This is a genomic window from Roseateles sp. GW821-FHT02E12 (assembly GCF_059421665.1).
This window is the reverse complement of record NZ_JBWKVK010000002.1, coordinates 548,924-574,729: the sequence shown is the minus strand read 5'-3', so window position 1 is coordinate 574,729 and position 25,806 is coordinate 548,924. Positions and strand designations below refer to the sequence as shown.

27 protein-coding genes are annotated in these 25,806 nt (G+C 69.2%); 17 read left to right on the top strand and 10 right to left on the bottom strand.

The genetic code is table 11. The features are described from left to right. Window positions 1-24: 24 nt before the first annotated feature. The gene (locus tag AC07V5_RS13425) at window positions 25-459 is read left to right on the top strand and encodes a universal stress protein (RefSeq protein WP_495116177.1); all 435 of its coding nucleotides are present in this window, start codon (window positions 25-27) and stop codon (window positions 457-459) included. Between the two features lie 22 nt (window positions 460-481). Here AC07V5_RS13425 and AC07V5_RS13420 read toward each other — a convergent pair whose 3' ends face one another. Continuing rightward, a complete protein-coding gene (locus AC07V5_RS13420; RefSeq protein WP_495116176.1) occupies window positions 482-1,183 on the bottom strand; it encodes an MlaA family lipoprotein in 702 nt (233 codons plus the stop codon). Window positions 1,184-1,245: 62 nt separating this feature from the next. Continuing rightward, complete coding sequence (locus AC07V5_RS13415; RefSeq protein WP_495116175.1) at window positions 1,246-1,401, bottom strand: hypothetical protein; 156 nt, start codon at window positions 1,399-1,401, stop codon at window positions 1,246-1,248. A gap of 348 nt (window positions 1,402-1,749) precedes the next feature. On the opposite strand from AC07V5_RS13415, the gene AC07V5_RS13410 reads away from it, so the two are divergent. The 8 genes from AC07V5_RS13410 (at window position 1,750) to AC07V5_RS13375 (ending at window position 8,579) form a co-directional block, all read left to right on the top strand. Beyond that, complete coding sequence (locus AC07V5_RS13410; protein WP_495116174.1) at window positions 1,750-2,568, top strand: MipA/OmpV family protein; 819 nt, start codon at window positions 1,750-1,752, stop codon at window positions 2,566-2,568. Then, window positions 2,568-3,254 (top strand): response regulator transcription factor, encoded by a 687-nt coding sequence (locus AC07V5_RS13405; RefSeq protein ID WP_495116173.1) that lies wholly within the window; start codon window positions 2,568-2,570, stop codon window positions 3,252-3,254. Before AC07V5_RS13410 ends, AC07V5_RS13405 begins: the two co-directional genes overlap by 1 nt. Then, on the top strand, window positions 3,223-4,587 hold the full coding sequence (locus AC07V5_RS13400) for a sensor histidine kinase (protein WP_495116172.1): 1,365 nt from the start codon (window positions 3,223-3,225) through the stop codon (window positions 4,585-4,587). Before AC07V5_RS13405 ends, AC07V5_RS13400 begins: the two co-directional genes overlap by 32 nt. Window positions 4,588-4,629: 42 nt before the next feature. Then, window positions 4,630-5,286: a response regulator gene (locus AC07V5_RS13395; RefSeq protein WP_495116171.1), complete on the top strand. Its 657-nt coding sequence runs from the start codon at window positions 4,630-4,632 to the stop codon at window positions 5,284-5,286. After that, on the top strand, window positions 5,283-6,623 hold the full coding sequence (locus AC07V5_RS13390; RefSeq protein WP_495116170.1) for a sensor histidine kinase: 1,341 nt from the start codon (window positions 5,283-5,285) through the stop codon (window positions 6,621-6,623). Before AC07V5_RS13395 ends, AC07V5_RS13390 begins: the two co-directional genes overlap by 4 nt. 64 nt (window positions 6,624-6,687) lie before the next feature. Beyond that, window positions 6,688-6,903 (top strand): hypothetical protein, encoded by a 216-nt coding sequence (locus tag AC07V5_RS13385; RefSeq protein WP_495116169.1) that lies wholly within the window; start codon window positions 6,688-6,690, stop codon window positions 6,901-6,903. Window positions 6,904-7,176: 273 nt separating this feature from the next. Beyond that, window positions 7,177-8,241 carry a ribosome small subunit-dependent GTPase A gene (rsgA, locus tag AC07V5_RS13380; RefSeq protein ID WP_495116168.1) on the top strand — a complete coding sequence of 355 codons (1,065 nt, stop codon included), beginning with the start codon at window positions 7,177-7,179 and terminating at the stop codon, window positions 8,239-8,241. A gap of 146 nt (window positions 8,242-8,387) precedes the next feature. After that, a complete protein-coding gene (locus AC07V5_RS13375; RefSeq protein WP_495116167.1) occupies window positions 8,388-8,579 on the top strand; it encodes a hypothetical protein in 192 nt (63 codons plus the stop codon). A gap of 12 nt (window positions 8,580-8,591) precedes the next feature. Here the strand turns inward: AC07V5_RS13375 and AC07V5_RS13370 are convergent, their stop codons facing one another. Then, window positions 8,592-9,878 carry an MFS transporter gene (locus AC07V5_RS13370; RefSeq protein WP_495116166.1) on the bottom strand — a complete coding sequence of 429 codons (1,287 nt, stop codon included), beginning with the start codon at window positions 9,876-9,878 and terminating at the stop codon, window positions 8,592-8,594. Window positions 9,879-9,980: 102 nt separating this feature from the next. Here AC07V5_RS13370 and AC07V5_RS13365 point away from each other — a divergent pair, with 102 nt between their 5' ends. The 3 genes from AC07V5_RS13365 to AC07V5_RS13355 all read left to right on the top strand — a co-directional run bounded on the left by AC07V5_RS13365 (window position 9,981) and on the right by AC07V5_RS13355 (window position 12,282). Then, window positions 9,981-10,553: a TetR/AcrR family transcriptional regulator gene (locus AC07V5_RS13365; protein WP_495116165.1), complete on the top strand. Its 573-nt coding sequence runs from the start codon at window positions 9,981-9,983 to the stop codon at window positions 10,551-10,553. An 84-nt stretch (window positions 10,554-10,637) separates the two neighbouring features. Continuing rightward, window positions 10,638-11,060, top strand: a complete 423-nt coding sequence (gene trxC / locus AC07V5_RS13360) for a thioredoxin TrxC (protein ID WP_495116164.1) — start codon at window positions 10,638-10,640, stop codon at window positions 11,058-11,060. Between the two features lie 67 nt (window positions 11,061-11,127). After that, complete coding sequence (locus AC07V5_RS13355) at window positions 11,128-12,282, top strand: serine hydrolase domain-containing protein (RefSeq protein ID WP_495116163.1); 1,155 nt, start codon at window positions 11,128-11,130, stop codon at window positions 12,280-12,282. On the opposite strand, the gene AC07V5_RS13350 is transcribed toward AC07V5_RS13355, so the two are convergent. The 4 genes from AC07V5_RS13350 to AC07V5_RS13335 form a co-directional block, all read right to left on the bottom strand. After that, entirely contained in the window at window positions 12,279-13,307 is a 1,029-nt protein-coding gene (locus AC07V5_RS13350) for an alpha/beta hydrolase family protein (RefSeq protein ID WP_495116162.1), read from the bottom strand. The genes AC07V5_RS13355 and AC07V5_RS13350 overlap by 4 nt on opposite strands. A 96-nt stretch (window positions 13,308-13,403) precedes the next feature. Further along, window positions 13,404-14,450 carry an AraC family transcriptional regulator gene (locus AC07V5_RS13345; RefSeq protein ID WP_495116161.1) on the bottom strand — a complete coding sequence of 349 codons (1,047 nt, stop codon included), beginning with the start codon at window positions 14,448-14,450 and terminating at the stop codon, window positions 13,404-13,406. Continuing rightward, window positions 14,437-15,219 (bottom strand): ZIP family metal transporter, encoded by a 783-nt coding sequence (locus AC07V5_RS13340; protein WP_495116160.1) that lies wholly within the window; start codon window positions 15,217-15,219, stop codon window positions 14,437-14,439. The genes AC07V5_RS13345 and AC07V5_RS13340 overlap by 14 nt, the downstream gene beginning before the upstream one ends. A gap of 62 nt (window positions 15,220-15,281) precedes the next feature. After that, complete coding sequence (locus tag AC07V5_RS13335) at window positions 15,282-16,145, bottom strand: dienelactone hydrolase family protein (RefSeq protein ID WP_495116159.1); 864 nt, start codon at window positions 16,143-16,145, stop codon at window positions 15,282-15,284. A gap of 62 nt (window positions 16,146-16,207) precedes the next feature. Between AC07V5_RS13335 and AC07V5_RS13330 the strand changes: the two genes are divergently transcribed. After that, window positions 16,208-17,779: a Ppx/GppA phosphatase family protein gene (locus AC07V5_RS13330; RefSeq protein ID WP_495116158.1), complete on the top strand. Its 1,572-nt coding sequence runs from the start codon at window positions 16,208-16,210 to the stop codon at window positions 17,777-17,779. An 87-nt stretch (window positions 17,780-17,866) separates the two neighbouring features. Then, window positions 17,867-18,271 carry a GFA family protein gene (locus tag AC07V5_RS13325; RefSeq protein WP_495116157.1) on the top strand — a complete coding sequence of 135 codons (405 nt, stop codon included), beginning with the start codon at window positions 17,867-17,869 and terminating at the stop codon, window positions 18,269-18,271. An 89-nt stretch (window positions 18,272-18,360) separates the two neighbouring features. Here AC07V5_RS13325 and AC07V5_RS13320 read toward each other — a convergent pair whose 3' ends face one another. The 3 genes from AC07V5_RS13320 to ppk1 form a co-directional block, all read right to left on the bottom strand. After that, complete coding sequence (locus tag AC07V5_RS13320; protein WP_495116156.1) at window positions 18,361-18,555, bottom strand: hypothetical protein; 195 nt, start codon at window positions 18,553-18,555, stop codon at window positions 18,361-18,363. A gap of 107 nt (window positions 18,556-18,662) precedes the next feature. After that, the gene (locus tag AC07V5_RS13315; RefSeq protein WP_495116155.1) at window positions 18,663-19,124 is read right to left on the bottom strand and encodes a SixA phosphatase family protein; all 462 of its coding nucleotides are present in this window, start codon (window positions 19,122-19,124) and stop codon (window positions 18,663-18,665) included. Between the two features lie 5 nt (window positions 19,125-19,129). Further along, entirely contained in the window at window positions 19,130-21,187 is a 2,058-nt protein-coding gene (gene ppk1 / locus AC07V5_RS13310; protein ID WP_495116154.1) for a polyphosphate kinase 1, read from the bottom strand. Between the two features lie 62 nt (window positions 21,188-21,249). Here ppk1 and AC07V5_RS13305 point away from each other — a divergent pair, with 62 nt between their 5' ends. From AC07V5_RS13305 to AC07V5_RS13295, 3 genes are all read left to right on the top strand, one after another. Then, the gene (locus tag AC07V5_RS13305) at window positions 21,250-22,125 is read left to right on the top strand and encodes a hypothetical protein (protein ID WP_495116153.1); all 876 of its coding nucleotides are present in this window, start codon (window positions 21,250-21,252) and stop codon (window positions 22,123-22,125) included. Beyond that, window positions 22,122-23,846, top strand: coding sequence for a single-stranded-DNA-specific exonuclease RecJ (recJ, locus tag AC07V5_RS13300; RefSeq protein ID WP_495116152.1), 1,725 nt, complete (start codon window positions 22,122-22,124; stop codon window positions 23,844-23,846). Before AC07V5_RS13305 ends, recJ begins: the two co-directional genes overlap by 4 nt. 123 nt (window positions 23,847-23,969) lie before the next feature. Next, on the top strand, window positions 23,970-25,784 hold the full coding sequence (locus AC07V5_RS13295; RefSeq protein ID WP_495116151.1) for a bifunctional diguanylate cyclase/phosphodiesterase: 1,815 nt from the start codon (window positions 23,970-23,972) through the stop codon (window positions 25,782-25,784). The last annotated feature ends 22 nt before the right edge of the window (window positions 25,785-25,806 follow it).

The following is a 25,806-nucleotide window of genomic DNA, read 5'->3' as shown; positions in this document are numbered from 1 at the left end:
TCTCCGCAACGATTGGAGGACCGAATGTTCCAACGCATCCTCGTTCCCACCGACGGCTCCGACATCACCGTCAACGCGGTCAACACCGCCATCCATCTTGCCAAGGTGCATGGCGCCCAGCTGCTGACGCTCAGCGTCATGGAGCCCTTCCCCTACAGCGCGGTCTCCGAGATCCAGCCCGTGCCGCCGCAGGAATTCATCGACGCCCAGCAGCGCGTTGCCACCCAGCGCGTCGAGGCCGTCAGCGCCGCTGCCGCCGCGCAGGGCCTGTCGTGCAAGGCACACACCGTCGAGGCCCTGCACGCCTGGGAAGCCATCATCGACCACGCCAAGACCGAAGGCATCGACCTCATCGTCATGGCCTCGCACGGCCGCCGCGGCGTTGCGGCGCTGCTGCTCGGCAGCGAGACGCAGAAGGTGCTGACCCACACCAACCTGCCGGTGCTGATCGTCAAGTAAGCGCCGGTGAGAGAGTGGGCTGTCAGCGCTCAGCCTGGCCCTCTCCTGCCCGGTCGCCCTCGCGCTGCGCACGCCGCTGCAGGTAGGCGTCGCGCACGAACAGGTATTTGTCCAGCGCCACCTCATCGATCATCCGCGTGGCATCCAGCAGGTTGGCGCGCTTGTCGATCAGACCGACCACCGTCATCGTGTTGCGCGCGCCCACGTCGTTGACCTGGCCCGTCGGGCTGGCCAGGCTGTTGACGGGAAAGGCCGCTGCGCCACGCAGGTCGGACGGCCCCATCAGCGGCAGCACGAGGTAGGCGCCGCCGCCCAAACCCCAGGCGCCCAGCGTGTCGCTGAAACCCTCGCCGTGGCGCGGCATCCCCCACCCGGTGGCCACGTCCAGCAAGCCCAAAAGGCCCACCGTCGTGTTGGTGCCAAAGCGGGCAAAGTCGGACAAGGCATCTTTCACCCGCCCCTGCAGCATCAGGTTCACGCCTGACCAGGGGTCGCCCAGGTTGGCGAAGAAGTTGGACACGCCCGTGCGCACCGGCGTCGGTACGACGGTCTTGTAAGCCGTGGCTGCCGGCTTCAGCACCACCTTGTCCAGGCCCTCGTTGAAGGCGAAGGTCTTGCGGTTGACCGACTCCAGCGGGTCGGGGTTCTGCGTCGTGGCGCAGCCCGACAGCAGTGCGGTGGCGCCCAGCAGCAGGGCGAGCAGGAAGGGTTTGACAGACAGCATGAGAGGCCTCGCTTCATCCTTGACGGAATGGGCATCGTGGCCGGGGTCGTCTTGCCGAACACTTACCGCGGCGCAAGAGTGATCTGGGCCAGCAGGCCGCACGCCACGGGCGCCGCCAACTCCGGTGGCGGCGCGTTTGCGGCGCTGACGAGCGAGACGGCCGCGCCGGCAAGGGCGACGCAGAAGGTCGACAGGAGACGTTGGGTGGAGGCTTGCATGTCATGTCCTCGGTGAAGTGCTGCCCAGGTCGTTACGGGCGCCTCGCGCGGCTTCCGGGTCATCGCCGCGCGCGTCCTCCTCGTGCAACGTGACAAGAGCGCTCTGCTGCGCCCCTTGAGGCAAGCGGGGTTGCCCCGGCGCCGCAGACGCTGCACGCATCAGGCCTGCAGCGGCCCAGACCAGGCGGGAAGGGTGTGTGAATCTCATCGGCACCGACTGTTCGGCCGCACGACTTTCCGGGCACTTACTGCGCCGGCCCCACGCGCCGCAGCCGCCCGGTAAGTAGGCGGTAAGACGGCCGCGCCGACGATGGGCGCCCTTTCACCTTGCCCGCCCCGGGAACGCTCATGCGACAGCTGTACCTCTCTCCCTCCCAACTGCCTGCCGCGCTGGCGCGCCTGGCCCTGATGTGCGCGGCGGCGGCGCCGCTGGTTGCGGCGGCGGCTCCCGGAGACAAGGATGGCAAGGACGGCGAGGCCTCGTCCTGGGGTCTGGGCATCGCCGCGATCTCCAAGCAGCAGCCCTATGCCGGCATGGACCGCGAAACCCGGGTGCTGCCCCTGCTGACCTACGAGAACGCATGGTTCAAGTTCAGCGGCCTGGGCGCCGAGGTCAAGCTGCCGCGCCTAGGCATCAGCGAAAGGCAATCCATCGACTTCCGCCTGGTGGGCCGCTTCGACATGGGCGGCTACGAGGCCGACGACGCCCCCATCCTGAAAGGCATGGACGAGCGCAAGAGCGGGTTCTGGGTCGGGGCCAAGGCCACCTGGCGCAACGACATCGCCCACGTGAACGCCGACTGGTCGGCGGACGCCTCCGGCCACAGCAAGGGCCAGCGCTTCGGCCTGAGCCTGGAGAAGAACTTCCAGCTCGGCCCGCAGATGATGCTGACGCCGCGACTGGGCGCGGTGTGGCTGGACAAGAAATACGTCGACTACTATTTCGGCGTCCGCAGCCACGAGGCGCAGGTGGGCCGCGCGGCCTATTCGGCCAAGGCCGGCATCAACACCGAGCTGGGCCTGCGCGGCGCCTACATGTTCGACCGGCACCACTCCATGTTCCTCGACGTCGGCGTCACCAGCCTGGCCAAGGAGATCAAGAACAGCCCGCTGGTCGATCGCTCGACCGAGAACCGCGTGTTGCTGGGCTATCTCTACCGCTTCTGATGAATCGCATTCTCCTGGTCGAGGATCACGAACGACTGGCGCAGCTGATCAGCAAAGGGCTGGCCAACGCCGGCATCGCCGTCGATGTGGTCGACCGGGTGAGTGCGGCCTGGCAAGCCCTGCAGCAGATTCCCTACCGCGCCCTGGTGCTCGACCGCGGCCTGCCGGGCGGCGACGGGCTGGAGCTGCTGAAGCGGCTGCGCGATGCGGGGCTGGGCACGCCCTGCCTCGTGCTGACGGCTCGCGACGCGCTGCATGACCGCGTCGAGGGGCTGGAAGCCGGCGCCGACGACTACCTGGCCAAGCCTTTCGCGATGGACGAGATGGTGGCGCGCGTGCGTGCGCTGCTGCGCCGGCCGGTGGAGAGCCGCACGCTCGCGCCCCGGCACGGCGACCTGCTGCTGCGCCCGGACGCCGGCACGCTCGGCTGCGGCGACGACAACGTCACGCTGGCGGCGGCCGAGATGCAGATCATGTTGCTGCTGGTGGAGAAGGCGGGCGAGACCGTCAGGCGCGGCGCGCTCGAAGCCGCCGGCTGGGGGCTGGACGAGGCCGTGACGCCCAACGCGCTGGACGTGGCCCTGCACCGGCTGCGCCGCAAGCTGGGGGCCATCGGCTCGCGCCAGCGCATCGTCAACGTGAGGAACCAGGGATATGCGCTTCGTGAATCGGGCGTGGACGAATAGCCTCAGCTTCAAGGTCATCCTGGCCTACGTGGCCGGCGTCGTCCTGAGCGTGCTGATCATCGTGCTGGTCATCAAGGGCCTGCTGGTCTTCAGAAGTCCCATCCTGCTGGAGGAAGACGTCAACCAGAACGCCGAAGGCTTGGCGGAACACCTGAGGTTCGACGCGTCAGGGGCACCCGTCGGCTTTGACGAGGAGCATGCCTGGGTCTTCGAGACCATGAAGGAAGAGGTTGCGTATCGCGTCCTCGACAGCTCGGGACGGGTCGTCCTGCAGTCGCCGGCGGGCGATGCCCTCTGGCCGCCGGCCAGCGACAAGGTGGGGGCGCCAAAGCCTGGACGTATCGATTTCACCCGGGCGGGCACCCCGTTCCAAGGCGCCACCGCGGTCATCGAACACGGCGGTCGACAGTGGTTTTTTCAGATGGCCAACAGCGCGAGGCTGGCCGAGTTGATCAGGCTCGAGTTCGCGCTGCCCTTCATGGGCATAGGTATCGGCCTGTTCAGCGCGGTGCTGCTGTTCGTGTTCGGCGTCTGCGCCTTCATCACCATGCGCCATGTGCAAAAGCCGTTGCAGGCGCTGTCGGCCGCAGCAGCCGCGATCTCGCCGCGCTCCCTGCATGCCAGGCTGCAAAGCGAGCGCGCCCCAACCGAGATCGCGCCGCTGGTGGAGAGCTTCAACCGCGTGCTGGAACGGGTGGAGCACGGCTACCGCGTGCAGCAGGAGTTCCTGGCCACGGCAGCCCACGAGCTGAAGACGCCGCTGGCCTTGATCCGCGCGCAGATCGAGCTGACGAATCCGGGCAGCGATCGCGACTCACTGCTGCGCGACGTGGCCCACATGACGCGCCAGGTGCAGCAGCTACTGTTGCTGGCCGAGGCCAGCGAAGCGCACAACTACGGCTTCGCGCCCATCGATGTGCAGGACGTGGCGCACGAGGCGGCGCAATACCTGGAGCGCATGGCCCAGGCCGCGCGGGTGCGCATCGAGCTGGCGCCGCGGGCGGGCGCCGTTGAATGGAATGCCGACCGCGGCGCCCTCTTCACGCTGCTAAAAAACCTGCTGGAGAACGCCGTGCAGCACGCGCCGGCCGGCACGGCCATCATGATCGACGTGGACGCCACGACGCTGTCGGTGCGCGACTTCGGCCCCGGCGTGACGCCGGACCAGCTCCCCAAGCTGTTCGCGCGCTTCTGGCGCGGTGCCCACCGCCGCGACCATGGTGCCGGGCTGGGCCTGGCGATCTGCCAGGAGATCGCCCAGGCCCATGGCTGGACGCTGACCGCGCAGCATGGTGACCCGGGTTTGCGGCTGGTGGTCTCCATCGTCAAATGACCTTTGGCTGCGCTTGAGCCTGGCCGGCCACAATCGCCGGCCATGCATTTGCTGCTCATCGAAGACGACCTTGACCTCGGTCGCAGCCTGCAGGCCGCTTTCCGCCAGCAGGGCTTCAGCTGCGAATGGCTGCGCCGCGCGCAGGATGCGCCACTGCAGCTCTGCGACGTGGCCGCCGACTGCGTGCTGCTCGACCTCGGTTTACCCGACGGCAGCGGCTTCGACCTGCTGACCCGCTGGCGCCGCGCCGATGCCGCGACGCCCGTCATCGTCATCACCGCCCGCACTGCGCTGGAGGACCGGCTCGCCGGCCTGGACAGCGGTGCCGACGACTTCGTCCTCAAGCCTTTCGCCATTCCCGAGCTGGTCTCGCGCATCCATGCCGTCGTGCGCCGCAGCGCCCGCCAGGCGCATGAATCCTGGCAACTCGGCGATCTCGTCATCGAGCCGCGCGGCCATGCAGCGCGCCTGGCCGGCGAGCCGCTGCAACTGACCGCGCGCGAGTTCCAGTTGCTCGTCGAACTCGCCCGCGAGCCCGGCGCCGTTGTCGCCAAGGGCCGTATCGCCCAACGCCTCGCGCCGCTGGACGAGCCGGTGGATGCCGCCACGCTGGAGATGCACGTCAGCAATCTGCGCAAGAAGATCGGGGCCGAACGCATCCGCACCGTGCGCGGCATTGGTTACCAGCTCGTGGCATGAGGCGTCTGCTGCAGCCGCTGTGGCGGCCCACGCTGCTGCGCCGCGTGCTGGGTGCGCTGCTGCTGGCCTTCGCTCTCGTCGCCGCGGCGGTGATGACACTGGACTTCCTGCAGTTCAAGGTCGGCATGGCCGAGCACCCCGGCGTGCAGACCCTGGCCGAGGCCATGGCCGCATCGCTGGCCGACATCACCGATGCCCGCGATGCCGGCCTCGTGGTGCAGACCCGCGCCAGGGAGGTGAACCGGTTGCGACGTGAGGGCGGCATGCTGGTCGGCGATGTCGAGTTCAGCCTGCAGGCCGCCGACGGGCAGGCCGTGTTCGCCACGCCCGGTGCCGCCACCGCAACCGGCAAGACGCACTGGCTGGGCAAGGCACAGGCCGGTCCCTGGCGCCTTCAACTCGCCGAACCCCGCGTGGGCGACACCACCGTGCTGGGCTGGTTCGGCCGCGAGCTGGCAGGCTATCTGCTGCTGGCCTTTCCCCTCGTGCTGCTGCCGCTGTGGATCGCGGTGCGCCGCGGCATGCGCCCGCTGAACCTGCTGGCCGACACCGTCGCGCGGCGCGATGCGCAAGACCTGTCGCCGCTGGGTTTCACGCCGCAGCACGATGAACTCAAACCGCTGGCCGCCGCCTTCGACGACTTGCTCGCGCGGCTGCGCGCCCAGTTGCAACGCGAGCGCGCCTTCGTGCAGGACGCCGCCCACGAGTTGCGCACGCCCATGGCCGTCGTCGCAACCCAAGCCCATCTGCTGGCCCATGCGACTGACGATACAGAGCGCGGCCAGGCCGCTGCCGCGCTGGACGCCGCACTGCAACGCGCCTCCCACCTGAGCCGTCAGCTGCTGACACTGGCCACGCTGGACGAAGGCCACAGCGCGTCTGAAGAGAGCCTGGACATCGCTGCCATCGTCGAACAGACCCTGGCCCAGGCCGCCCCGCGCGCGCTCGACCTGGGGCTGGAGCTGTCCCTCGACGCACCGCCTGCCCTGCCCGCCCGCCTGGACCGCACGGCCTTCGAATCGGTGCTGAACAACCTCGTCGACAACGCGCTGCGCTACGTGCCGCGCGGCGGGCGCATTGCCGTCACGCTGGAGGGCGGCTCAGGTGCTTTCACACTGCGCGTCGCCGACGACGGCCCTGGCATCCCGCCCGCACAGCGCGAGGCTGCCTTCGCCCGCTTCTGGCGCGGCGCGGCCGGCAGCGACGTCAGCGGCACCGGCCTGGGCCTGGCCATCGTGCGCCGCGCCGCGCTGCGGCTGGGAGGCCGCATCCGCATCGAGGATGGGCTGGACGGGCGCGGCTGCGCCCTCGTGTTCGAGCGGGGCACTTCACACTGACCTCATATGGGCCTCACCGGCGATCTGCACACTGCGGGCAAGGCAGCTCCCACAGGCAGATGGCATGACGAACGGAAACGACGACACGCACTGGATCGAAGTCGTCGATGGAGAGGGCTTCTACCCAGCCAAGAGGCTCGGCCCCTATGCCACCGCGCATCTGGCAGACCGGGCAAGCCGCGGCGTCAAGCGCCTGCTGAACGTCGGGCGGTACACAGTCGCCGTCGTTTCTCAACGGGAGTTGGAAGAACGCCAACACCACGCAGCGATCAACGGTTGACGTGCGCCACACGCCGCTGGCAGACTTGCGCCCTTCATCAACGCAGCCGCAAAGGAGATAGCCATGGAACAAGCAGATCGTGTCGCCCTCCTCATGTCGGCTGCCTGAGCGCCAAGCACCACTGAACTTGCGCCAGACCCTGCGTTCACCGCGGGTCCATTGATCGCCGCGTCAGTCGCGGCCGGCTTCCCCTTCCTTCTTGTCCCTTGCGCGCCGTCGCGCGCAGGGCGGGTCCGCGCACGCGCGGACGAAGCCGACTTTCATTGGACTCCCATGATCGACATCGAATTTGAGACGCTGCGCGCGCTCGGGCTCACACACGCCCTCGCAAGCAGAGCCGGGCAACTCGCCGCGCTCGAACCGGGCATGCGCCTGGCACGCGTGATCGAGACCCAGCGCGACCGCTTCACGCTGCATGACGGCCGCATTGAACAGCAGGCGCGCGTGTTGCCAAGACTGGTGCAACACCTCCAGGCCCTAGCCCAACAGCTGACCGTCGGCGACTGGGTCAGCTTTCACATCGACGCACACGGCCAAGCCTGGGTCGTCGAACGAGTCGACCCCGTCACGCAGATTGCTCGTCGCGCCAACGACGGGCGCCGCCAGGCGCTCGCCAGCAACGTGGACGCGGCCCTCCTGGTGATGGGGCTGGATACGGACTTCAACGCGCGCCGCATGGAGCGCTACATCGCCATGGTGCGCGCCTGCGACGTGGCGCCCGTGGTCGTGTTGACCAAGCTCGACATCGCACCGAACGCGAAGGCGCGCATCGCCGAGATGTACGCCCGCCTGCCCGCGACCGTGCCGGTGCTGCCGGTCAATGCACTGTCGCGCCAGGCATGCACCGAGATCGGCCCGTGGTTGCACGCGGGCCAGACGCTCGTGCTGCTCGGGTCCTCGGGTGCTGGCAAATCGACGCTCATCAACACCCTGGCCGAGGCTGGGCAGATGACGGGCGCGGTGCGCAGCAGCGATGGCCGCGGCCGCCACACGACGACGGCACGCTCACTGCATCGCTGCGCGCAGGGCGGCTGCATCATCGACACGCCGGGCCTGCGCACGTTCCGGCCCGATGCGGATGCCGAGACGCTCGCCGCGACCTTCGACGACGTGCAGGCGCTCGCGCAGCAATGCCGGTTTCGCGATTGCCGTCACGAAAGCGAGCCGGGGTGCGTGGTACGGGCGCACGTCGATGCGGACCGCATCGAGAACTACCAGAAGCTGATGCGTGACGCCCATCGCGGCGACATGACAGCCCTGGAGCGCATCGAGCAGCGCAGCAAGTGGAAGGCGATCGGCAAGGCCGGCAGCCAGCGCGCCCGTGACAAGCGGGCTTGAGCGGGGTGCGTGCAACGCTCGATCATCCGGGCCCGCCGCCAGCCGGGTGTGCGGCGGGTCGTTCATCATGGAAGGGTTCGATGGCAAAGTCATGCAGTGCGATCGCATCCGCACCCCATGACAGCAACCCGTTGGAAGGCACATCCATGAACGATCGCCAGAAAGCCAGATTGCCGGCCATCGTGCTCGGGTTGACCGCTGCCGTCATCACCGCAGGTGCCGTGTCGTGGGCCACGCCAGACGGCAACCTCGTCGTGACCTTGGTGCCGGCCCTAGCTGTCGGCCTGGTTGTCTTCGGTGCTGCGTTGTGGCTTTCCCGTCGCGCCCGGTCCGAGTGACGGATCTGGCCCTCAAGCCCCCACCGCAGCCGCCCTTGTTGCTGACGAGCGCACCCCCATCACTGCCACCGCCGCGATGAGGCAGGCCCCACCCGCCACGAACAGCGCCGGCGAATAGGACAGCAACACCGAACGCGAGAAGCCCGCACCGAAGGCTGCCGTCGCCGCACCGAGCTGGTGGAAGGCAAACACCCAGCCGAACACCAGGCCGGCGCGGGCCGGGCCGAAGACTTGTGCCGCGAGCTTGACGGTGGGCGGCACCGTGGCGATCCAGTCCAGGCCGTAGAAGACGGCAAAGGTCGACAGGCCGGCGACGGTGAAGTCGGAATACGGCAGCCAGAACAGCGACAGGCCGCGCAGGCCGTAGTACCAGAACAGCAGCTTGCGGTTGTCGAAGCGGTCGGACAGCCAGCCCGACAGCGTGGTGCCGACGAGGTCGAAGATGCCCATCATGGCCAGCACCGAGGCGGCCGGCACGGGCCCCAGGCCGCGGTCGCCGCACAGGGAGATGAAATGGGTCTGCACCAGGCCGTTGGTGCTGAGGCCACAGATGAAGAAGCTGCCGGCCAGCACCCAGAAGGCCGGCACGCGGGCCGCGCTGGCCAGGGTTTCGAAGGGCAGCGTCCAGGTGGGCTTCGGGCCTGCGGCCGGCTGCGGCTGGCCTTCCAGCGCGCCATAGGGCGCCAGGCCCAGGTCGGCGGGCGAGTTGCGCACGAACAGCAACACCAGCACGGCCACGACGGCGGTTGCAGCCACGACCGGGAAGAGCGCGCTGCGCCAGCCATGGGTCTCGATGAGCCAGGTGGCCAGCGGCAGGAAGACGAGCTGGCCCGTCGCACTGCTGCCCGCCAGCAGCCCCATGACCAAGCCCTTGCGCTCGACAAACCAACGGTTCACGACGGTGGCGCCCAGCACCATGGCCGTCATGCCGGTGCCGAAGCCCAGCACCACGCCCCACAGCACAAAGGCCTGCGTCAGGTTGTGCATGAAGGCACCCAGCAGCAGGGTGGTACCGATGGTGGCCGAAGCCAAGGCGACGACATTGCGCACACCGAAGCGCATCAGCACCACGGCCGCAAACGGGCCCAGCAGCCCGAAGAGCGCGAAGCGCGTGGCGAACACCGAGGAGAGCTCCGTCGTGCTCCAGCCGAACTCCTTGGTCAGCGGTTGCATCAGCGCACCGGGCAAGCCCAGCGCGGCCGACGTGATCAGCATGGCCAGAAAGGTCAGCGCGGCAACGACCCAGGCGTAGTGAATGCCGCGGCGCTGCAGCAACTGGGCAAGACGGGGAGCAAGCATCACATCACCTTGCAATCAATGATTGCGATTGATTTCAATAAATCAATGATATCAACCATAATCAAAACACTGCAACCACCCTGCTGATCCGAAGGCTTTGTGATGAAGGTGACCAAGGAACAGTCCGAACTGAACCGGCTGGCGCTGCTGGAGGCAGCAGCCCGGCTGTTCAAGCAGCACGGCATCGACGGCGTCGGCGTGGCCGACATCTGCAAGGCCGCCGGCCTCACGCATGGCGCGCTGTACAAGCACTTCACCGACAAGCAGGACCTGGCGGCCCAGGCCTTCGCGCACAGCTTCCGCCGGGGCTTCGACTGGACCACCAAGGCCGGCAGCGGCAAGGCGCCCACGCTGGCCACCTACCTCGACCAATACCTGAGCCGACGCGTGCGCGACGACCACGCGGCCGGCTGCCCGGTCGTCACGTCCGCTTGCGACACCGGGCGCCAGAGCGAGGCGGTGAGCCAGAGCTACACGGCCGGCTTCCTGGAGCTGCGCGACGGCCTGCAGGCCGTGCTGGCCGCTAAGGGCGACAACCCGGCCAAGGCCACGCTGGCCGCCGCCGCCCTCATCGGCGCCATGGCCATCTCGCGCGGCGTGCTGAAGACCGACGCGGCCTTGGCCAACGAGGTGCTGAAGCAGGTGCGCCAGCAGATCGAGCAGCTCGCAGATTGAGATCACGCTGTCAGGCCCGACCTACGTCGGCACGCGGCGCCGCGCACGGCGCTGCCCCGCAACCCTTGGACTAAATTCAATCCCATGCTGCTCGTCTGCCCTCAATGCGGCACCCGCAACCGTGTGCCCGATGAACGCCTTACCGACGACCCGACCTGCGGCCGCTGCGGCGGCCCGGTCGCGCCGCGCAAGCCCGTGGCCCTCGGCGACGCCGATCTGGCCACCTACCTGCAGGGCACGGAAGCGCCGGTCCTTGTCGACTTCTGGGCGGCCTGGTGCGGCCCCTGCCGCTCCTACGCGCCGCATTTCGAGCAACTCGCCGCTGCCCGGCCGGACATCCGCTTCGTCAAGGTGGACAGCGACGCCGCACAACGCAGCAGCGCCAGCCTGCAGATCCGCAGCATCCCGACGACCGTGCTGTTCGTCGGTGGCCGAGAGGTGGCGCGACAGAGCGGCGCGATGACGGCCGCCCAGCTCGGCGCCTGGGTGGACAGCGCCCTCCCCTGAACGGTCTTTGGCTGGCCTTGGGGTCGGCTGCGAAGAATGAGAAGCGTCTTCACTACGACGCCTCTCCATGTTGCTTCGCACACTCGCCCTGGCCACCGTCTTCGCCCTGTCCGCCTGTGGCGGTGGTTCTGACTCGAGCCCCGCACCCCAGCTCCAGAAGTCGGCCGACGCAGCCGTCGCCAACGGCCTGGCCGGCATCGCCCTGGAGCACCTGACGGCCGATGACGCAACCCAGGCCCTGGCCGGCCTGCGCCAGGTTGGCGGCGCCGCCAAGATCCAGGCGGGCGACGCCTTCATGATCGGCTCGACGACCAAGGCCATGACCGCCGCGCTGGCCGGCCGCCTCGTGGAGCGCGGCGCCATCGCCTGGACGACGACGCTGGCCGAGGCCTTGCCCGATCTCGCCGCCGGCATGCAGCCGGCCTACCGCAACATCACGCTGGAACAATTGCTGGCCCATCGCGGCGGCCTGCTGGCCTTCAAGAGCGCCGAGGACATCGTGCGCTTCCTGGCCTATCTGCAGGCCTACAGCGGCGAGCTGCCCGCCACGCTGGCCGGCCGCGAGCGCTTCTTCGCCACCTGGCTGCTGGCCCAGAGCCCGCCGCCCAACGTCACGCCGGGCGAGACCTTCTTCTATTCCAACGCCGGCTACGCGCTGGCCGCGCTGATGCTGGAAGCGCGCACCGGGCGCCCCTTCACCGACCTGTTCGAGCAGGACCTCGCCAAGCCCCTGGGCCTGACCGTGGGCTGGACGGCGGCCGACCAGGCCTTCACGGCCCGCCCCGTGGGCCACGAGGGCGGCAAGGGCAAGCTCAGCCCGCTCACGCCCGAGGACGCCGACACCGCCGCCTGGCTGGACGTGCTGCGCCCCGGCGGCGAGGGCACGACGATCACGCCCGACAGCTACGCCGCCTGGGTGCGCTGGCACCTGCGCGCGCTGCGCGGCGAAGCGACGCCGCTGGCCGGCGGCTATCTGCAGCGCATCAAGGCGCTGAAGGCGGGCGACTACGCGCTGGGCTGGATCGCCACCGACATCGACGGCCGCGCCGTGCTGGCCCACGACGGCGAGTACCGCGGCTTCTCCAGCCTGCTCGCCATCGACGCGCAGGGCCGCAGCGCGAGCTTCTGCTTCACCAACACCGCAGCCGACGACGGCACCTGGGTGTTCGCCGTGCTGAACCAGGCGCTGCTCGACGTGGAGCGCGCGCTGCCGCCGCGCTAATTCAGCAGGTGGCGCTGGAGGAAGCCCACCGTGCGCCCCACCCACAGCGCCGTCGTCGCCGGGCGGTCGTAGCCCGGTGGGTCGCACAGCAGGTCGCATTCCAGCCGGCCGAGTTCGGCCGGCCTCGGCGTGGGCGCCAGCAGCGCGCCATGGCCGGCGCCGTGCAGGTCGGCCAGCAGCTCGCAACCCTGGCAGGCGGCCAGCAGCGGCCCGCTGTGAAAGCGCGGCGGCAACCAGCGGTCACCGTCTGCCGTGATCAGGCCCAGCGGCACACGCGGCCGGGTGAGCGTCGCGAGGTCGAAATCGGCCGCGGCCGGCACGCCGGCAACGAGCACGGCGATGCGCGGATCGCTGTGCGTCTGCGGCGCTGCGTCGCCGCGGAATTTCCAGTTCAGCACGCGCTGCGCCAGCCAGAGCTTGAAGCCGTCCAGCGAGCCGCCGGTCAGCTGCGTGGCCAGGCCGACACAGCTGTAGAAGTCGACGGCCAGATCCTGCTCGCAGCGCGCCCGGAAACGTTCGGGCGACCAGGCGCCGCCTGCCAGGCTGAGCATGGTGTGGCCGCCGGCCGACATGCCGAAGCCGCCCACCTTGTCCAGCTTCAGGCCGGCAAAGCGCGGGTCGGCGGCCACGCGGTCGATGGCGTGGCTGATCTCGGCGGGGCGCTGCTTCCAGCTGTCGGGGCCGGGCCGGCCGGGGTCGGTCCAGTTGTCACCGCGGTGCAGGGGCAGCACGACGACGAAACCGGCGTCCACCAACGCCTGCGCCAGCGCCGTGTGCACCCAGGGTCCGCCGCCCGAGCCGTGCGAGATGGCAACGAGCCGGCCGTTGCCCGGCGCCGGAGGCGCATCCGGCGCCAGCATCAGCTTCAGGTCGCCGCGCGTCTCCGGTCGGCCGGCTGCGGCGGTCGGATAGAACAGCGTGACGGCGCCGCCATCCTCTTCGGCAGGCAAGGTCAGCGTGCCGACCGTGGCGGCGTGCGCGGCGGTGCTCAGCGTCAGGCCGGCGAGCAGGAAGCGAAAGAACATCGTGGGCTCCTCGGAGGTTGAGAAGCCCGCAGCCTCGGCGGCAGCACTCGCCACGTCTGGCCGAAACCCGCGCTTTGCAGGTTTCGGCGCTGGTTTTTAGGATTCGGCCAGCGCTTTTTGCCGGAATTCGGTGGGTGTCACACCCGTATCGGCCTTGAAAGCACGGTTGAACGGCCCGATGGAGCCAAAGCCGACGTCCAGCGCAATCGTCAGCACCGGCAGCTGGCGCTGGGCCGGGTCGGCCAGACGCCGCTTGGCCTCGGCCAGACGCAGGCCGTTCACATAGGCATTGAAGTTGCGATGGCCCAGGCCCTGGTTGATGACGCGGCGCAACCGGTACTCGGGCGAGCCAAGCTGCTCGGCGAGGCCGGCCAGGCTCAGCCCTTCCTGCGCATAGCCACGGCCCGCACTCATCAGCTGCGCGAGCGCCACGGCGACGGCCTGATCCTGGGGGTCGGCAGCTGGCGCCGCGGGCGCGGCCACCGGTTCGGCGTCATCGCCCCACAGCCCGTGCACGCGCGGCTGCAGCAGTTGCCAGGCGACCAGGCTGCTCAGCGTCAGCAGCATGGCCACATCGCCCAGCGCAGCGTCGCGGCTCAGGCTGCCGTCCGCCGAACCAATGCGCAGGCCCACCATGACGAGGGCATAGGCCGTGCCGCCGCCAACGACGAGGCCGCGCCAACGCCTGCGCTTCTCGACCAGGTCCACCCGCCACGGCCCGACCACCGCGGCCAGGCCGGCCAGCGCGAACACGATGGGCACGGCCCGCAGCAGCACGAAGCCCGGCCACCAGCGCGACCACAGGCAGATCGTGGCACCGTACAGCGCGACGGCAACCCACAGCAGGCCATGCCAGCCGCGCAGCCGAAAGCCGTCCTCGAACACGGCTCGGGCGAACAGCCAGAACAGCGCGGCCGCACCCAGCGAGATGCCGATGCCGGGCGACTGCACGGCGCAGGTCAGCTCGTGTTCGACCCAGGGCGAGGCCGACAAAGCCTGCACGATGAGGGACAGCGCCAGCGCGATGCCGATGCGAACGAGGTGTGCGTGCCGCACATGCCGCCAGTGCGGCAGCAGTGCCAAGACGACGAGGGCCAGCAGCGCGATCAGCGCGCCGCGCAGCCCCGCGTCAATGAGTGCCATGCAGCAACTGCGACACCGCGAACGCCACGCCCAGGCCCACGGCCAGCCAAGCCACCTGGGAGAAAGTCTCGCGCCAGGCCAGGCGCTGCTGCAGCTGGGGCAGCAGGTCGGCCACCGAGATGTAGATGAAGCTGCTGGACGCCAGCACCAGCAGATACGGCAGCACGCCGTCGAAGCTGCCGATCAGGAAATAGCCCAGCACGCCGCCGACGACCGAGGCCATGCCCGAGATCGCGTTGAACAGCAGCGCCTTCCCGCGCGACAGGCCGGCGTTGAGCAGCACGATGTAGTCGCCCACCTCCTGCGGGATCTCGTGGGCCACGATGGCCAGCGCCGTGGCGAAGCCCAGGCGCGTGTCGGCCAGGAAGGCGGCCGCGATGATGGCGCCGTCGCAGAAGTTGTGGATGCTGTCGCCCACCAGCACCGTCAGCCCGCCGCGGCCCGCCTGCTCGGCGTCGAAGTGGTGATGGTGGTGGTGGCCGTCACCCTCGTGGTGGTGAACGTGGCGGTACAGCTCCACCTTCTCCAGCAGCCAGAAGAACAGCAGCCCGCCCAGCAGCACGGCGAACAGCGTCTGCGGCGCAGCGGTGCGGCTCTCGAAGGCCTCGGGCAGCACGTTCAGCAGCGAGGTGCCCAGCAGGATGCCGGCCGACAGGCTGACGAGGCTCTTCACGAGGTGGGTCAGCACGCCGACGGTCAGGCTGGCGGCGACGAGCACCGACAGCAGCCCGCCCGCGAAGGTGGCGAGCACGATGTAGATCAGGGTCATGGAAAAGGCGCAAAGCAACGGGCCGCTACAGCGGCCCGAGGGCGGTCAGCGTAGCAGAGCGGTCAAGCGACGCCGTTTTTCTTGAACCAGGCCAGCGCCCGCGCCCAGGCGTCGTCGGCCGCGGCCTTGCGGTAGCTGGGGCGGTAGTCGGCATAGAAGGCATGCGGTGTGTCCGGGTAGACGACGAACTCGCACCTGGTGTTGCCGGCGGCCTTCAGCGCGGCTTCGAGCTGGGTCAACGTCTCGACCGGGATGCCGCCGTCGGCCGCGCCATAGAGGGCCAGCACAGGCGCCTTGATGCTGCCGGCCAGCTCGATGACCGTCTTGTCGCCCGCGTGGTAGCTGCGTGCCACGGGGCCGTACCAGGCCGCAGCGGCCGTCAGCTTGGGGTTGTGCGCGGCATAGCGCCAGGTCGTGCCGCCGCCCCAGCAAAAGCCCGTGATGCCCAGCCTGGACGTGTCGCCGCCCTGGGCTGCGGCCCAGGCGACGGCGGCGTCGAGGTCGCCGTTGACCTGGGCGCCGGAAGCCTTGTTGACGACCTCGCTGATGAGCTTGGGGATGTCGGTGTAGGCGCCGGCATTGCCGTGGCGCACGAAGAGGTCGGGCGCGATGGCCATGTAGCCCTGCTTGGCCAGCCGCCGGCAGACGTCGGCGATGTGCTCGTGCACGCCGAAGATCTCGCTGGCCACCAGCACCACGGGCAGGTTCTTCTTGCCCGCCGGCATGGCGCGGTAGGCTGGCATCTGGAGGTCGCCCACCGGGATGCTGACGGGGCCAGCCTCCAGGCCGGCCGTGTCGGTCGTGATCGTCTGCGCCGTCACCGGCAGCACGGCGGCCGCGAAGCCGCTGCCCACCGTCGTCTGCACGAAGCTGCGGCGACTGAAGTCGCGGGATGGCGCGAGGCTGTCGATCTCGTCTTTCAACATGGGAGCTCCTGGATGGCGGGGTTACGACGGAGCGTCAAATTTTGCCCGGACAATCGGCCGCCATGACGACACGTTCCGACGCCTTCAGCCGACGCAGAGCCGCCCCAAGGCGGCTGGACTCCCTCGCGGGGCGGGCCGAGAAAAGCCCGGCCCTGGAGGCCCCAGGCAACCAGATCTGGGCCTCCATCGACATCGGCTCCAACAGCTTCCGCCTGGAGCTGGCACGGCTGGCCGGCGACCGCTACCAGCGCGTCAGCTACATCAAGGAGAGCGTGCGCCTGGGCGCCGGCCTGGATGCCGAGGGCATGCTGACCGAGGCCGCCATGCAGCGCGGCCTGACCTGCCTGAAGGGCTTTGGCGAGCAGCTCATCGGCATCGCACCCCAACGCATCCGCGCCGTGGCGACGCAGACGCTGCGCGAGGCACGCAACCGCAACGCCTTCCTGGCCCGCGCCGAGGCCGTGCTGGGCCATCCCATCGAGGTGATCGCCGGCCGCGAGGAAGCGCGCCTGATCTTTGCCGGCGTCGCACGGCTGCAACCCTCCAACAAGCCGCGCCTGGTCATCGACATTGGCGGCCGCTCCACCGAGATGATCCTGGGCAGCGGCCGCAAGCCCTTGCTTGCCGAGTCCTTCGGCGTGGGCAGCGTGGGCCTGTCGATGCGCTTCTTCGCCGACGGCATCTACACGGCCGAGGCCTTCCGCGCCGCCCAGGTCGCCGCCGGCGCCGAGCTGGAGGAAGCGCTGACGCTGTTCCGCCCCGAACTCTGGCAGGAAGCGCTGGGTTCCTCGGGGACGGTGGGCGCGGTGTCGCAGATCCTCGCCGCTTCGGGGCAGACGGACGGCCGCGTCACGCCAGGGGCACTGCGCTGGTGCATCGAGCAATGCCTGGCAGCCGGCTCCCAGGACAAGCTGCAGCTGCCCGGCCTGAAGGACGACCGCCGTCCCGTCGTCGCCGGTGGGCTGTGCATCCTCTACACCCTGCTCAACCAGTTCGGCATCAAGGAGCTGAAGCCCACCAAGGGTGCGCTGCGCCAGGGCGTCATCTTCGACCTGGCCGAGCGCTTGCAGCCCAGCGGCACGAGCGACCCGCGGGCACACTCCGTCGCCGAGCTGCAGAAACGCTTCGGCGTGGACAGGCCGCAGGCCGACCGCGTGGCCGGCGAGGCCGAGAAGCTCTACCGTCAGCTGGTGCCCGAGCCCACGCCCGAGCTGCTGCGCGAGCTGGGCTGGGCCGCGGCCTTGCACGAAGTCGGCATGCTGGTGTCCCATCACGACCACCACCGCCACAGTGCCTACGTGATCGCCCACGTCGACGCGGCAGGCTTCTCCACCAACCAGCTGCAGCGCATCGCGGCGCTGGCGCTGGGGCAGCGCGGCGGCCTGCGCAAGATCGAGGCCCAACTGACCGACCCCACCCTGCTGGAACAGCTCATTGCGCTGCGCCTGGGCGTCATCCTCTGTCATGCACGCACGCTGCCCGCCGGCAGCCCGAAGCTGGAGCGCGTCGGCAAGCAGCTGACGCTGCGCTGCCCCAAGACCTGGTCGACCGACCAGGCCCGCACGCGCTTCCAGCTCAAGGAAGAGGCCGAGGCCTGGGCACGCAGCGGGGTCATCGAACTGGTGGTTGCGTAAATATCAGCAACAAGCTGACTGCTGCCATGCGCTGACAGCGATGCTCGCGAGGATGCTTTCCTCCAACCGCCACGCGAGACCGCCATCATGCTCAAGACCTACACCGGCAGCTGCCACTGCAAAGCCGTGCGCTTCGAAGTCGACCTTGACTTGGCCGCCGGCACCGGCCGCTGCAACTGCTCCATCTGCTTCAAGACGCGCAACTGGAGCGCCTCCGTCAAGCCCGAGGCCTTCCGGCTGCTGGCGGGCGAGGACGCCCAGGGCGACTACCAGTTCGGCAGCAACAGCATCCACAACCTGTTCTGCAAGACCTGCGGAGTTCGCTCCTTCGGCCACGGCCACATCGAGGAGATGGGCGGCCCCTTCGTGTCGGTCAAGGTCAATTGCCTGGACGACGTGACGCCCGAGGAGTTGGTCGCCGCGCCTATCCAGTACTACGACGGCCTGAACAACAACTGGTGGAACAAGCCGGAAGAGACTCGCCACCTGTGAGGCCGGACCGAGGACAGCACCTGCGTGCTGTTCGACGCGGGGCGAACGACCAGCGGCATGCAGGCCGCTTGGCATGAGACGCGTGCCCTTCAGGCGCTGGGCCAGCCCAGTGCGCACAGCTGGAACTGCGCCTGTTCTCGCTCGATTCGCTCGAACTGCTGGGAGCGCCAGCGTGCTTCATCGCCATCGGTGATAACTGGCGCCGCAGCGCGCGGCAGAGCCGAGAAATGGCGGCGCAGCGCGTTCAGCACCGTTTCAGCCTGGCGAGTCAGATTCGTTTGCATGTCAGTCTCCGTGACGATCACCCGCAGTGCGGGACGGAGCTGACTTTGCGCCCGGCCTGATTCAGCGCCGTTTCGCGCACGGCCGCCTGTGTTTCAGTTATTGCGCGTCAAAGCGCATCCGGCCCCTGCACCGCATGCAGCGTCACCTCGGGCTCGCCGTCGCGCTGGCGCCAGCGCAGCCACCAGACGGCGCCCTTCTTCACGGCCCATTCCTGGTCGACGCCGGCCAGCAGATGCGCGGTCAGCAGCCCGAGCGTGGGCTGGTGGCCGCAGATCAGCACCGGCTCGCTGGACCTGGGCCAGCGCGAGGCCTCGATCAGCGCGGCGATGGGCGCATCCGGCGCGATCGTCGGCACGATGCGCACCTCGCGCCCGAGCGCTTCGACCGTCTGGCGGCAACGCAGCGCGGGGCTGACGATCACGCGCGTCGTCGCGGCCAAGCGATGGTTGAGCCACGCCGCCATGCGCCGCGCCTGACGCTCGCCCTTGGGCGTCAACGCGCGCTGAAGGTCGTCCTGCCCGGGGGCAATCACCTCGGCTTCAGCATGGCGCCAGAGGATCAGATCCATAGGCTTTACTCGCTGTAACGCCGCATCAACGCCTGCTGGGCGCTGACGCCGCTTTCGCTGACACGCACCGAGCGCCCGTCGGGCCCGAGCTGCCAGGCGTCCATGGTGTCGTACAGATAGGGCTGCAGGGCCTCGTCGATGACACGCTGGCGCAGCTTGGCGTCCAGCACCGGCCAGGCCACCTCGATGCGGCGGAACATGTTGCGGCTCATCCAGTCGGCGCTGGACAGGAACAGCGCTTCGCCCGGGTCGGCCTCGGTCGCCTCGGCCCAGCGGAAGTAGCAAACCCGCGAATGCTCCAGGAAGCGGCCGACGACGGAGCGCACGACGATGTTGTCGCTGACGCCCGGCAGGCCCGGCGGCAGCATGCAGGCGCCGCGCACGATGAGGTCGACCTTGGCGCCGGCCTGGGCGGTGCGCAGCAGGCCGTGGATGAGCTCGGCGTCGGTCAGCGCGTTGATCTTGACGACGACGCGAGCCGCCTTGTAGCCGGCCAGCGCGGCCTTTTCCACCTGCGCCAGCAACTCCAGCATGCGGCTGTGCATGTTGAAGGGCGCCAGCAGCATGCACCGCGCCGCCTTGAACTTGCCCAGAGACGCGAGCTGGCGGAACACCGAGTCGGCGTCGGCCGTCAGGTCGGCATCGGCCGTCAGCATGCCGAGGTCGGTGTACAGGCGCGCCGTCTTCGGGTTGTAGTTGCCGGTCGAGATGTGGGCGTAGCGGCGCAGCTTGCCGTTCTCGCGCCGCATGATCAACAGCAGCTTGGCGTGCGTCTTGTAGCCGACGATGCCGTACACCACCTGCGCACCCACGGCCTCCAGCCGCTCAGCCCAGTTGATGTTGGCCTCCTCGTCGAAGCGCGCTTTCAGCTCCACCACGGCCATCACTTCCTTGCCGCGTCGCGCTGCCTCGATGAGCAGGTCCATCAGCTCCGACTTGGCGCCGGTGCGGTAGATGGTCTGCTTGATGGCCAGCACATCGGGGTCGTTGACGGCCTCGCGCAGCATCTGCACGACGGGCTCGAAGCTCTCGAAAGGATGGTGCAGCAGCACGTCGCCCTTCTTGAGCTTCTCGAAGATGGACTTGTGGCGCGGCAGCCGGCCCGAGGGCCAGGCCGGCTCGTAGGGCTTGAAGCGCAGGGTCGGCGCGTCGGTCTGGTCGATCAGCTCGTTCAGGCGCACCAGGTTGACCGGCCCGTTGACGCGGTACAGCGCCGCGTTGGGCAGGCCGAACTGCTCCAGCAGGAACTCCGACAGCTCCGCCGGGCAGGTGTTGACGACCTCCAGCCGCACCGCGCGGCCGAAGTGGCGCGTCGTCAGCCCCGAGCGCAGCGCATGGCGCAGGTTGGCGACTTCCTCCTCGTCCACCTCCAGGTCGGAGTCCCGCGTGACGCGGAACTGCGAGAAGGCCTCCACCTTGCGGCCCGGGAACAACTCCTCCAGGTGGGCACGGATGACGCTGGTCAGCAGCACATAGGCCTGGCGGCCGTCACCGAGGTTGGCCGGCAGCTTGATGACGCGCGGCAGCACGCGCGGCACCTTGACGATGGCGATGCGGTTGTCGCGGCCGAAGGCGTCCTTGCCCGACAGCCGCATGATGAAGTGCAGCGACTTGTTGGCCACCTGCGGGAAGGGGTGGGCCGGATCCAGGCCCACCGGCATCAGCAGCGGCCTCACCTCGCGCTCGAAGTACTTGGCCACCCAGCGCCGCTGCGGTTCGTCGCGGTCCGCGTGGTTGAGCACCACGATGCGCTGCTTGCGCAGCAGCGGCGTGAGCTGCTCGTTGAAGATCAGGTATTGCTCGTCGATCAGCGTATGCGCCGCGCGGCCGACGCGCTCGACGTCCTGGCTCGTCACCGTGCTGAGCGGATCGCGCGCGGCCTCCAACATGTCGGCGAAGCGCACCTCAAAGAATTCGTCGAGGTTGCTCGACACGATGCAGATATAGCGCAGCCGCTCCAGCAGCGGCACGTCTTCACGCTGGGCCTGGGCGAGCACGCGACGGTTGAATTCGAGAATGGCCTGTTCGCGGTTGAGCAGCTTCAGCGGAGTCGGGTCGGTCATAACGAAAAGTGTATGAAGCTTCTGTGACAAAGCGTTGAAAGCCCCCCGGGATAATCCGAACGATGCATCTGATGATTCCCCATGCCGGCGCACTGGACGAGGCCGCGCGGCATGCGTTCTCCAGCCTGGCCCTGCCCAACCTGGCCGCGCTGCTGAACCGGCTCAGCCCGGCCGAGACCTGGGGCACCGACGAGTTCTCGCCCCAACCTCCCCATCATCTGGCCTTGGCTGCGCTGCGTGGCCAGGCCGAGCCGAGCGCGGCCGCCTGGGGCCTGGAGGCAGGACCCGAGCTGGCCTGGGCGCTGATGAGCCCCGTGCATCTGGCCGTGGGCACCGATGGCGTCGATGTGCTGCCGCCGGCGGCGCTGCGGCTGTCCGAGTCGGACGCGGCCCGCTTCACCGCGCTACTGCGCGAGCTCTGGCCAGAATCCGAAGGCTGGCAGTGGCGGCTGCTGGATGCAACGCACTGGGCCATCGGCCACGCCAACGCGCTGGACGGACTGGCCGCCGCCAGCATCGAGCGCGCCGCCGGCCGGCCCATCGAACCCTGGCTGCCCCAGAGCCGCGTGCTGCGCCGCTGGCAGAACGAAGCCCAGATGATGCTGCACGAGCACGCGCTGAACGTCGAGCGCGAGGCGCGCGGCGAACACGCGATCAACTCGGTCTGGATCGGCGACATCGGCCGCTCAAACGGCCAGCCAGCCGATGTGATCGTGGACGCCCGCCTGACCGAGCCCCTGCTGATGGGCGACCTCGCCGCCTGGGCGGAGGCCTGGCAGCGCCTGGACGCCGGCCCGCTGGCCAAGGAGTTGACCAGCTTGACACTGTGCGGCGAACGCTTCGCGCGCCGCTTCACGGCCCAGCCGCTGTCCTTCATGGCCAAGCTGAAGCGCCGCTGGCAGACACCCGATGTGGCTACCGTGATGGAGGCCCTGTGAACTCACCCAGGCTCATCGAACGCGACGTGCCGCCGCGCACCGCCTGGGCGCTGGAGCAGGCCGGCGTCGCGCCGCTGCTGGCCCGGCTGCTCGCCTCGCGCGGGGTACGGGAGGCCGCCGAGCTGGACGAAAGCCTGGCCCAGTTGCTGCCGCCCACCGACCTCAAGGGGCTGACTGAAGCCGGCCGGCTGCTGGCCGACGCCATTCAGCGCGGCGAGCGCCTCGTCATCGTGGCCGACTACGACTGCGACGGTGCCACCGCCTGCGCCGTCATGCTGCGTGGCCTGCGCCTGCTCGGCGCCCGGCCGGATCAGCTCGGCTACGTTGTGCCCGACCGCGCAGTGCACGGCTACGGCCTCACGCCCGCCATCGTCGACTTGGCTCTGGAGCAGCACCCCGCGCTGCTCGTGACGGTGGACAACGGCATCGCCAGCCTGGCCGGCGTGGCCCACGCTCGAGCCGTCGGCCTGAAGGTGCTGGTGACCGACCACCACCTGCCCGCGCTCGTCAACGAGGCCATCGTCGTCCCCGAGGCCGAGGCCATCGTCAACCCCAACCAGCCGGGCTGCACCTTCGCGAGCAAGTCGCTGGCCGGCGTGGGCGTGGCCTTTTATGTGCTGATGGGCCTGCGCGCCGAGCTTCGTTCGCGTGGTGCGTTCACGGAAGTACCGCGCCTGGACGGCCTGCTGGACCTCGTGGCGCTGGGCACCGTGGCCGACGTCGTCAAGCTCGACGCCAACAACCGCCGCCTCGTCGCCCAAGGCCTCAAGCGCATGCGCTCGGGCCGCGCACAGCCGGGCGTCATGGCCTTGTTCAGCGCCGCCAAGCGCGATGCGAGCAAGGCCCAGGGCTTCGACCTCGGCTTCGCTTTAGGCCCCCGCATCAACGCCGCCGGCCGGCTGGCCGACATGACGCTGGGCATCGAATGCCTGACGACGGACGACCCCGAGCGCGCGCTGGAGCTGGCCACCCAGCTCGACACCATCAACCGCGAGCGCCGCGAGATCGAGAGCGGCATGCGCGAGATGGCCGAGGCGCGGCTGGACGCCCTCGTCGAGGCGCTGCAAGGCGCGCTGCCGCCGGCCGTGGCGCTGTTCGACGCCGACTTCCACGAGGGCGTCGTCGGCATCGTCGCCTCGCGCATCAAGGACCGCGTGCACCGCCCCACCTTCGTCTTCGCGCGTGGCGCCGACGGACATCTGAAGGGCTCGGGGCGCTCCATCCCGGGCTTTCATCTGCGCGACGCGCTCGACCTCGTCAGCAAACGCGAGCCCGAGCTGCTCGCCAAGTTCGGCGGCCACGCGATGGCGGCCGGCGCAACGCTGGCCGTCGATGACATCAACCGCTTCGCGCTGGCCTTCGCCCGCGTGGCCGAGGAATGGTTGAACGAGCAGGACCTGACCCGCACGCTGCGCCACGACGGCGCGCTGCCGCCCGAATCAGCCACCGCCGAGACGGCGCGGTTGCTGGACGCACAGGTGTGGGGCCAGGGCTTCGAGGCGCCGGTGTTCTGCGACCGCTTCGAGCTGGTGTCGCAGCGGCTCGTCGGCGAGAAGCACCTGAAGCTCAGACTGCGCCAGGACGGCAAGCTGATCGACGGCATCTGGTTCAACCACGTCGACATGCTGCCCGAGCGCGTCACGCTGGCCTACCGGCTCAACCTCGACGAATGGCAGGGCCAGCAGCGGGTGCAATACGTCATCGAGGCGGCTCAGGTGTGAAGGAATTGGCGGCGGCAGCATGCGCTGCTGTCAGCTTCACCGAGCTGTCATGACGACTGCCAAGAATTTGCTCCGGCAACGCCTGCGGATACCTCGCGGGCGCTGGCCACCGGAGCCCCTGCCATGCGCGACAACGCGCTCGACCCCCTTGCCATCGCGCTGGACCGCCTCATCGCCCAGCGCAGTTTCGACATTCACTTCCAACCGCTCGTCGCCCTCGACCGCGCCGAGATCTTCGGCTTCGAGGCGCTGACGCGCGGCCCGGCCGACGGGCCGCTGCATTCCCCCCTGGTGCTGTTCGAGGCCGCTGCCCGGCTGGGCCGCCTCGTCGAGCTGGAGCACCTCATCGTGCGCCGCGCCATCCAGCGCTTCAAGGCGCTGGGCCTGCCGGGCCAGCTCTTCCTGAACGTCACCGCGGACACCCTGCTCGGCGCACGCGAGCATGTCGGCGTGCTGGCGGCCGAGCTGGCCGAACTCGGCCTGCCGACCTCACGCGTCGTCATCGAGCTGACCGAGACCCGTCCCATCGATGACCTGGCCCAACTCGACGATGCACTGCAGGCCCTGCGCGAGCGCGGCTTTCGCGTCGCGCTGGATGACCTCGGCGAGGGCTTCGCCTCGCTGCGCCGCTGGATGCAGATGCGGCCCGACTTCGTCAAGATCGACCGCCACTTCATCGACGGCATCGCCCAGGAACCGCTGAAGCAGCAGTTCGTGCGCTCCATCGTGGAGATGGCCATGACCAGCGGCTGCGAGGTCGTCGCCGAGGGCCTGGAGCAGGAGCCCGATCTCGACGTGCTGCGCCGCCTCGGGCTGACGATCTGCCAGGGCTATCTGTTCGCCCGCCCGAGCGCCACGCCGCGCGCCAACCTGAGCGCGCAGTGGAGCGGCCGGCTGGCCGCCGACGCCCAGCCGCGCCTGCTGCAGAACGACCTGGCCTTGCCGCTGGGCCAGGGCGCCATCACCAGCGCCGCCCAGTTGGCCCGGCGCGGCCTGACCGTCACGCCGACTACCAACTGCCGCAGCATCGTCGACCTCTTCCACCGCGACGAGCAATTGCTCGCCATTCCGGTGCTGGACGATCAGCAACGCATCGTCGGCCTGCTGCGCTCCCTGCATGTGCTCAAGCGCAGCACCGAACGCTATTTCATGGACATCTTCGACAAGCGCAGCTGCGTCGAGCTGATGGACCCGCACCCGCTGGTGTTCGACGTCAGCACGCCGCTGCGCGCGATGAGCGACGCGATGGCCAACCTGGACGAACGCCTGCTGACCGACGGCTTCATCGTCACCCGAGACGGCACCTACTTCGGCTCGGGCCGCAGTTCCGACCTGCTCAAGGCCGTGTCCGACCTGCAGGTGCATGCCGCGCGCTACGCCAACCCGCTGACGCTGCTGCCCGGCAACGTGCCCATCGACAACCACCTGGACCGCCTCATCGAGGCCGGCGAGACCTTTGCCGCCGTGGTCTGGGACATCGACCACTTCAAGCCCTTCAACGACGTCTACGGCTACCGCATCGGCGACGACATCATCCGCCTGGCCGCCCGCGCGCTGACCCAGGCGGCCGACCCACAGTTGGACTTCGTCGGCCACATTGGCGGTGACGACTTCGTCATGGTGCTGGGCAGCGCCGACTGGGAGGACCGGCTCGGCCGCGTCTGCGAAGCCTTTGATGCCGGCGTGCGCAGCTTCTTCTCAGCCGAGCACCTGGCCGCCGGCGGCTACATCACGCTGAATCGGCAGAACCAGCCCAGCTTCCACCCGCTGCCGACGATCTCGGCCGGCGCGGTGCTGCACCTGCCGGGTCATTTCGAGAACGCGCGGGCGCTGAGTGCCGCGCTGGCCGAGCCCAAGCGCGTGGCCAAGGGCCGCGCCGGCGGCAGCCGCTTCTTCGTGGACCGCCGCTCGCCACAGCGCACCCTGCTTGCCGCATAGCCACCTGTAACGGCTCGGTGAT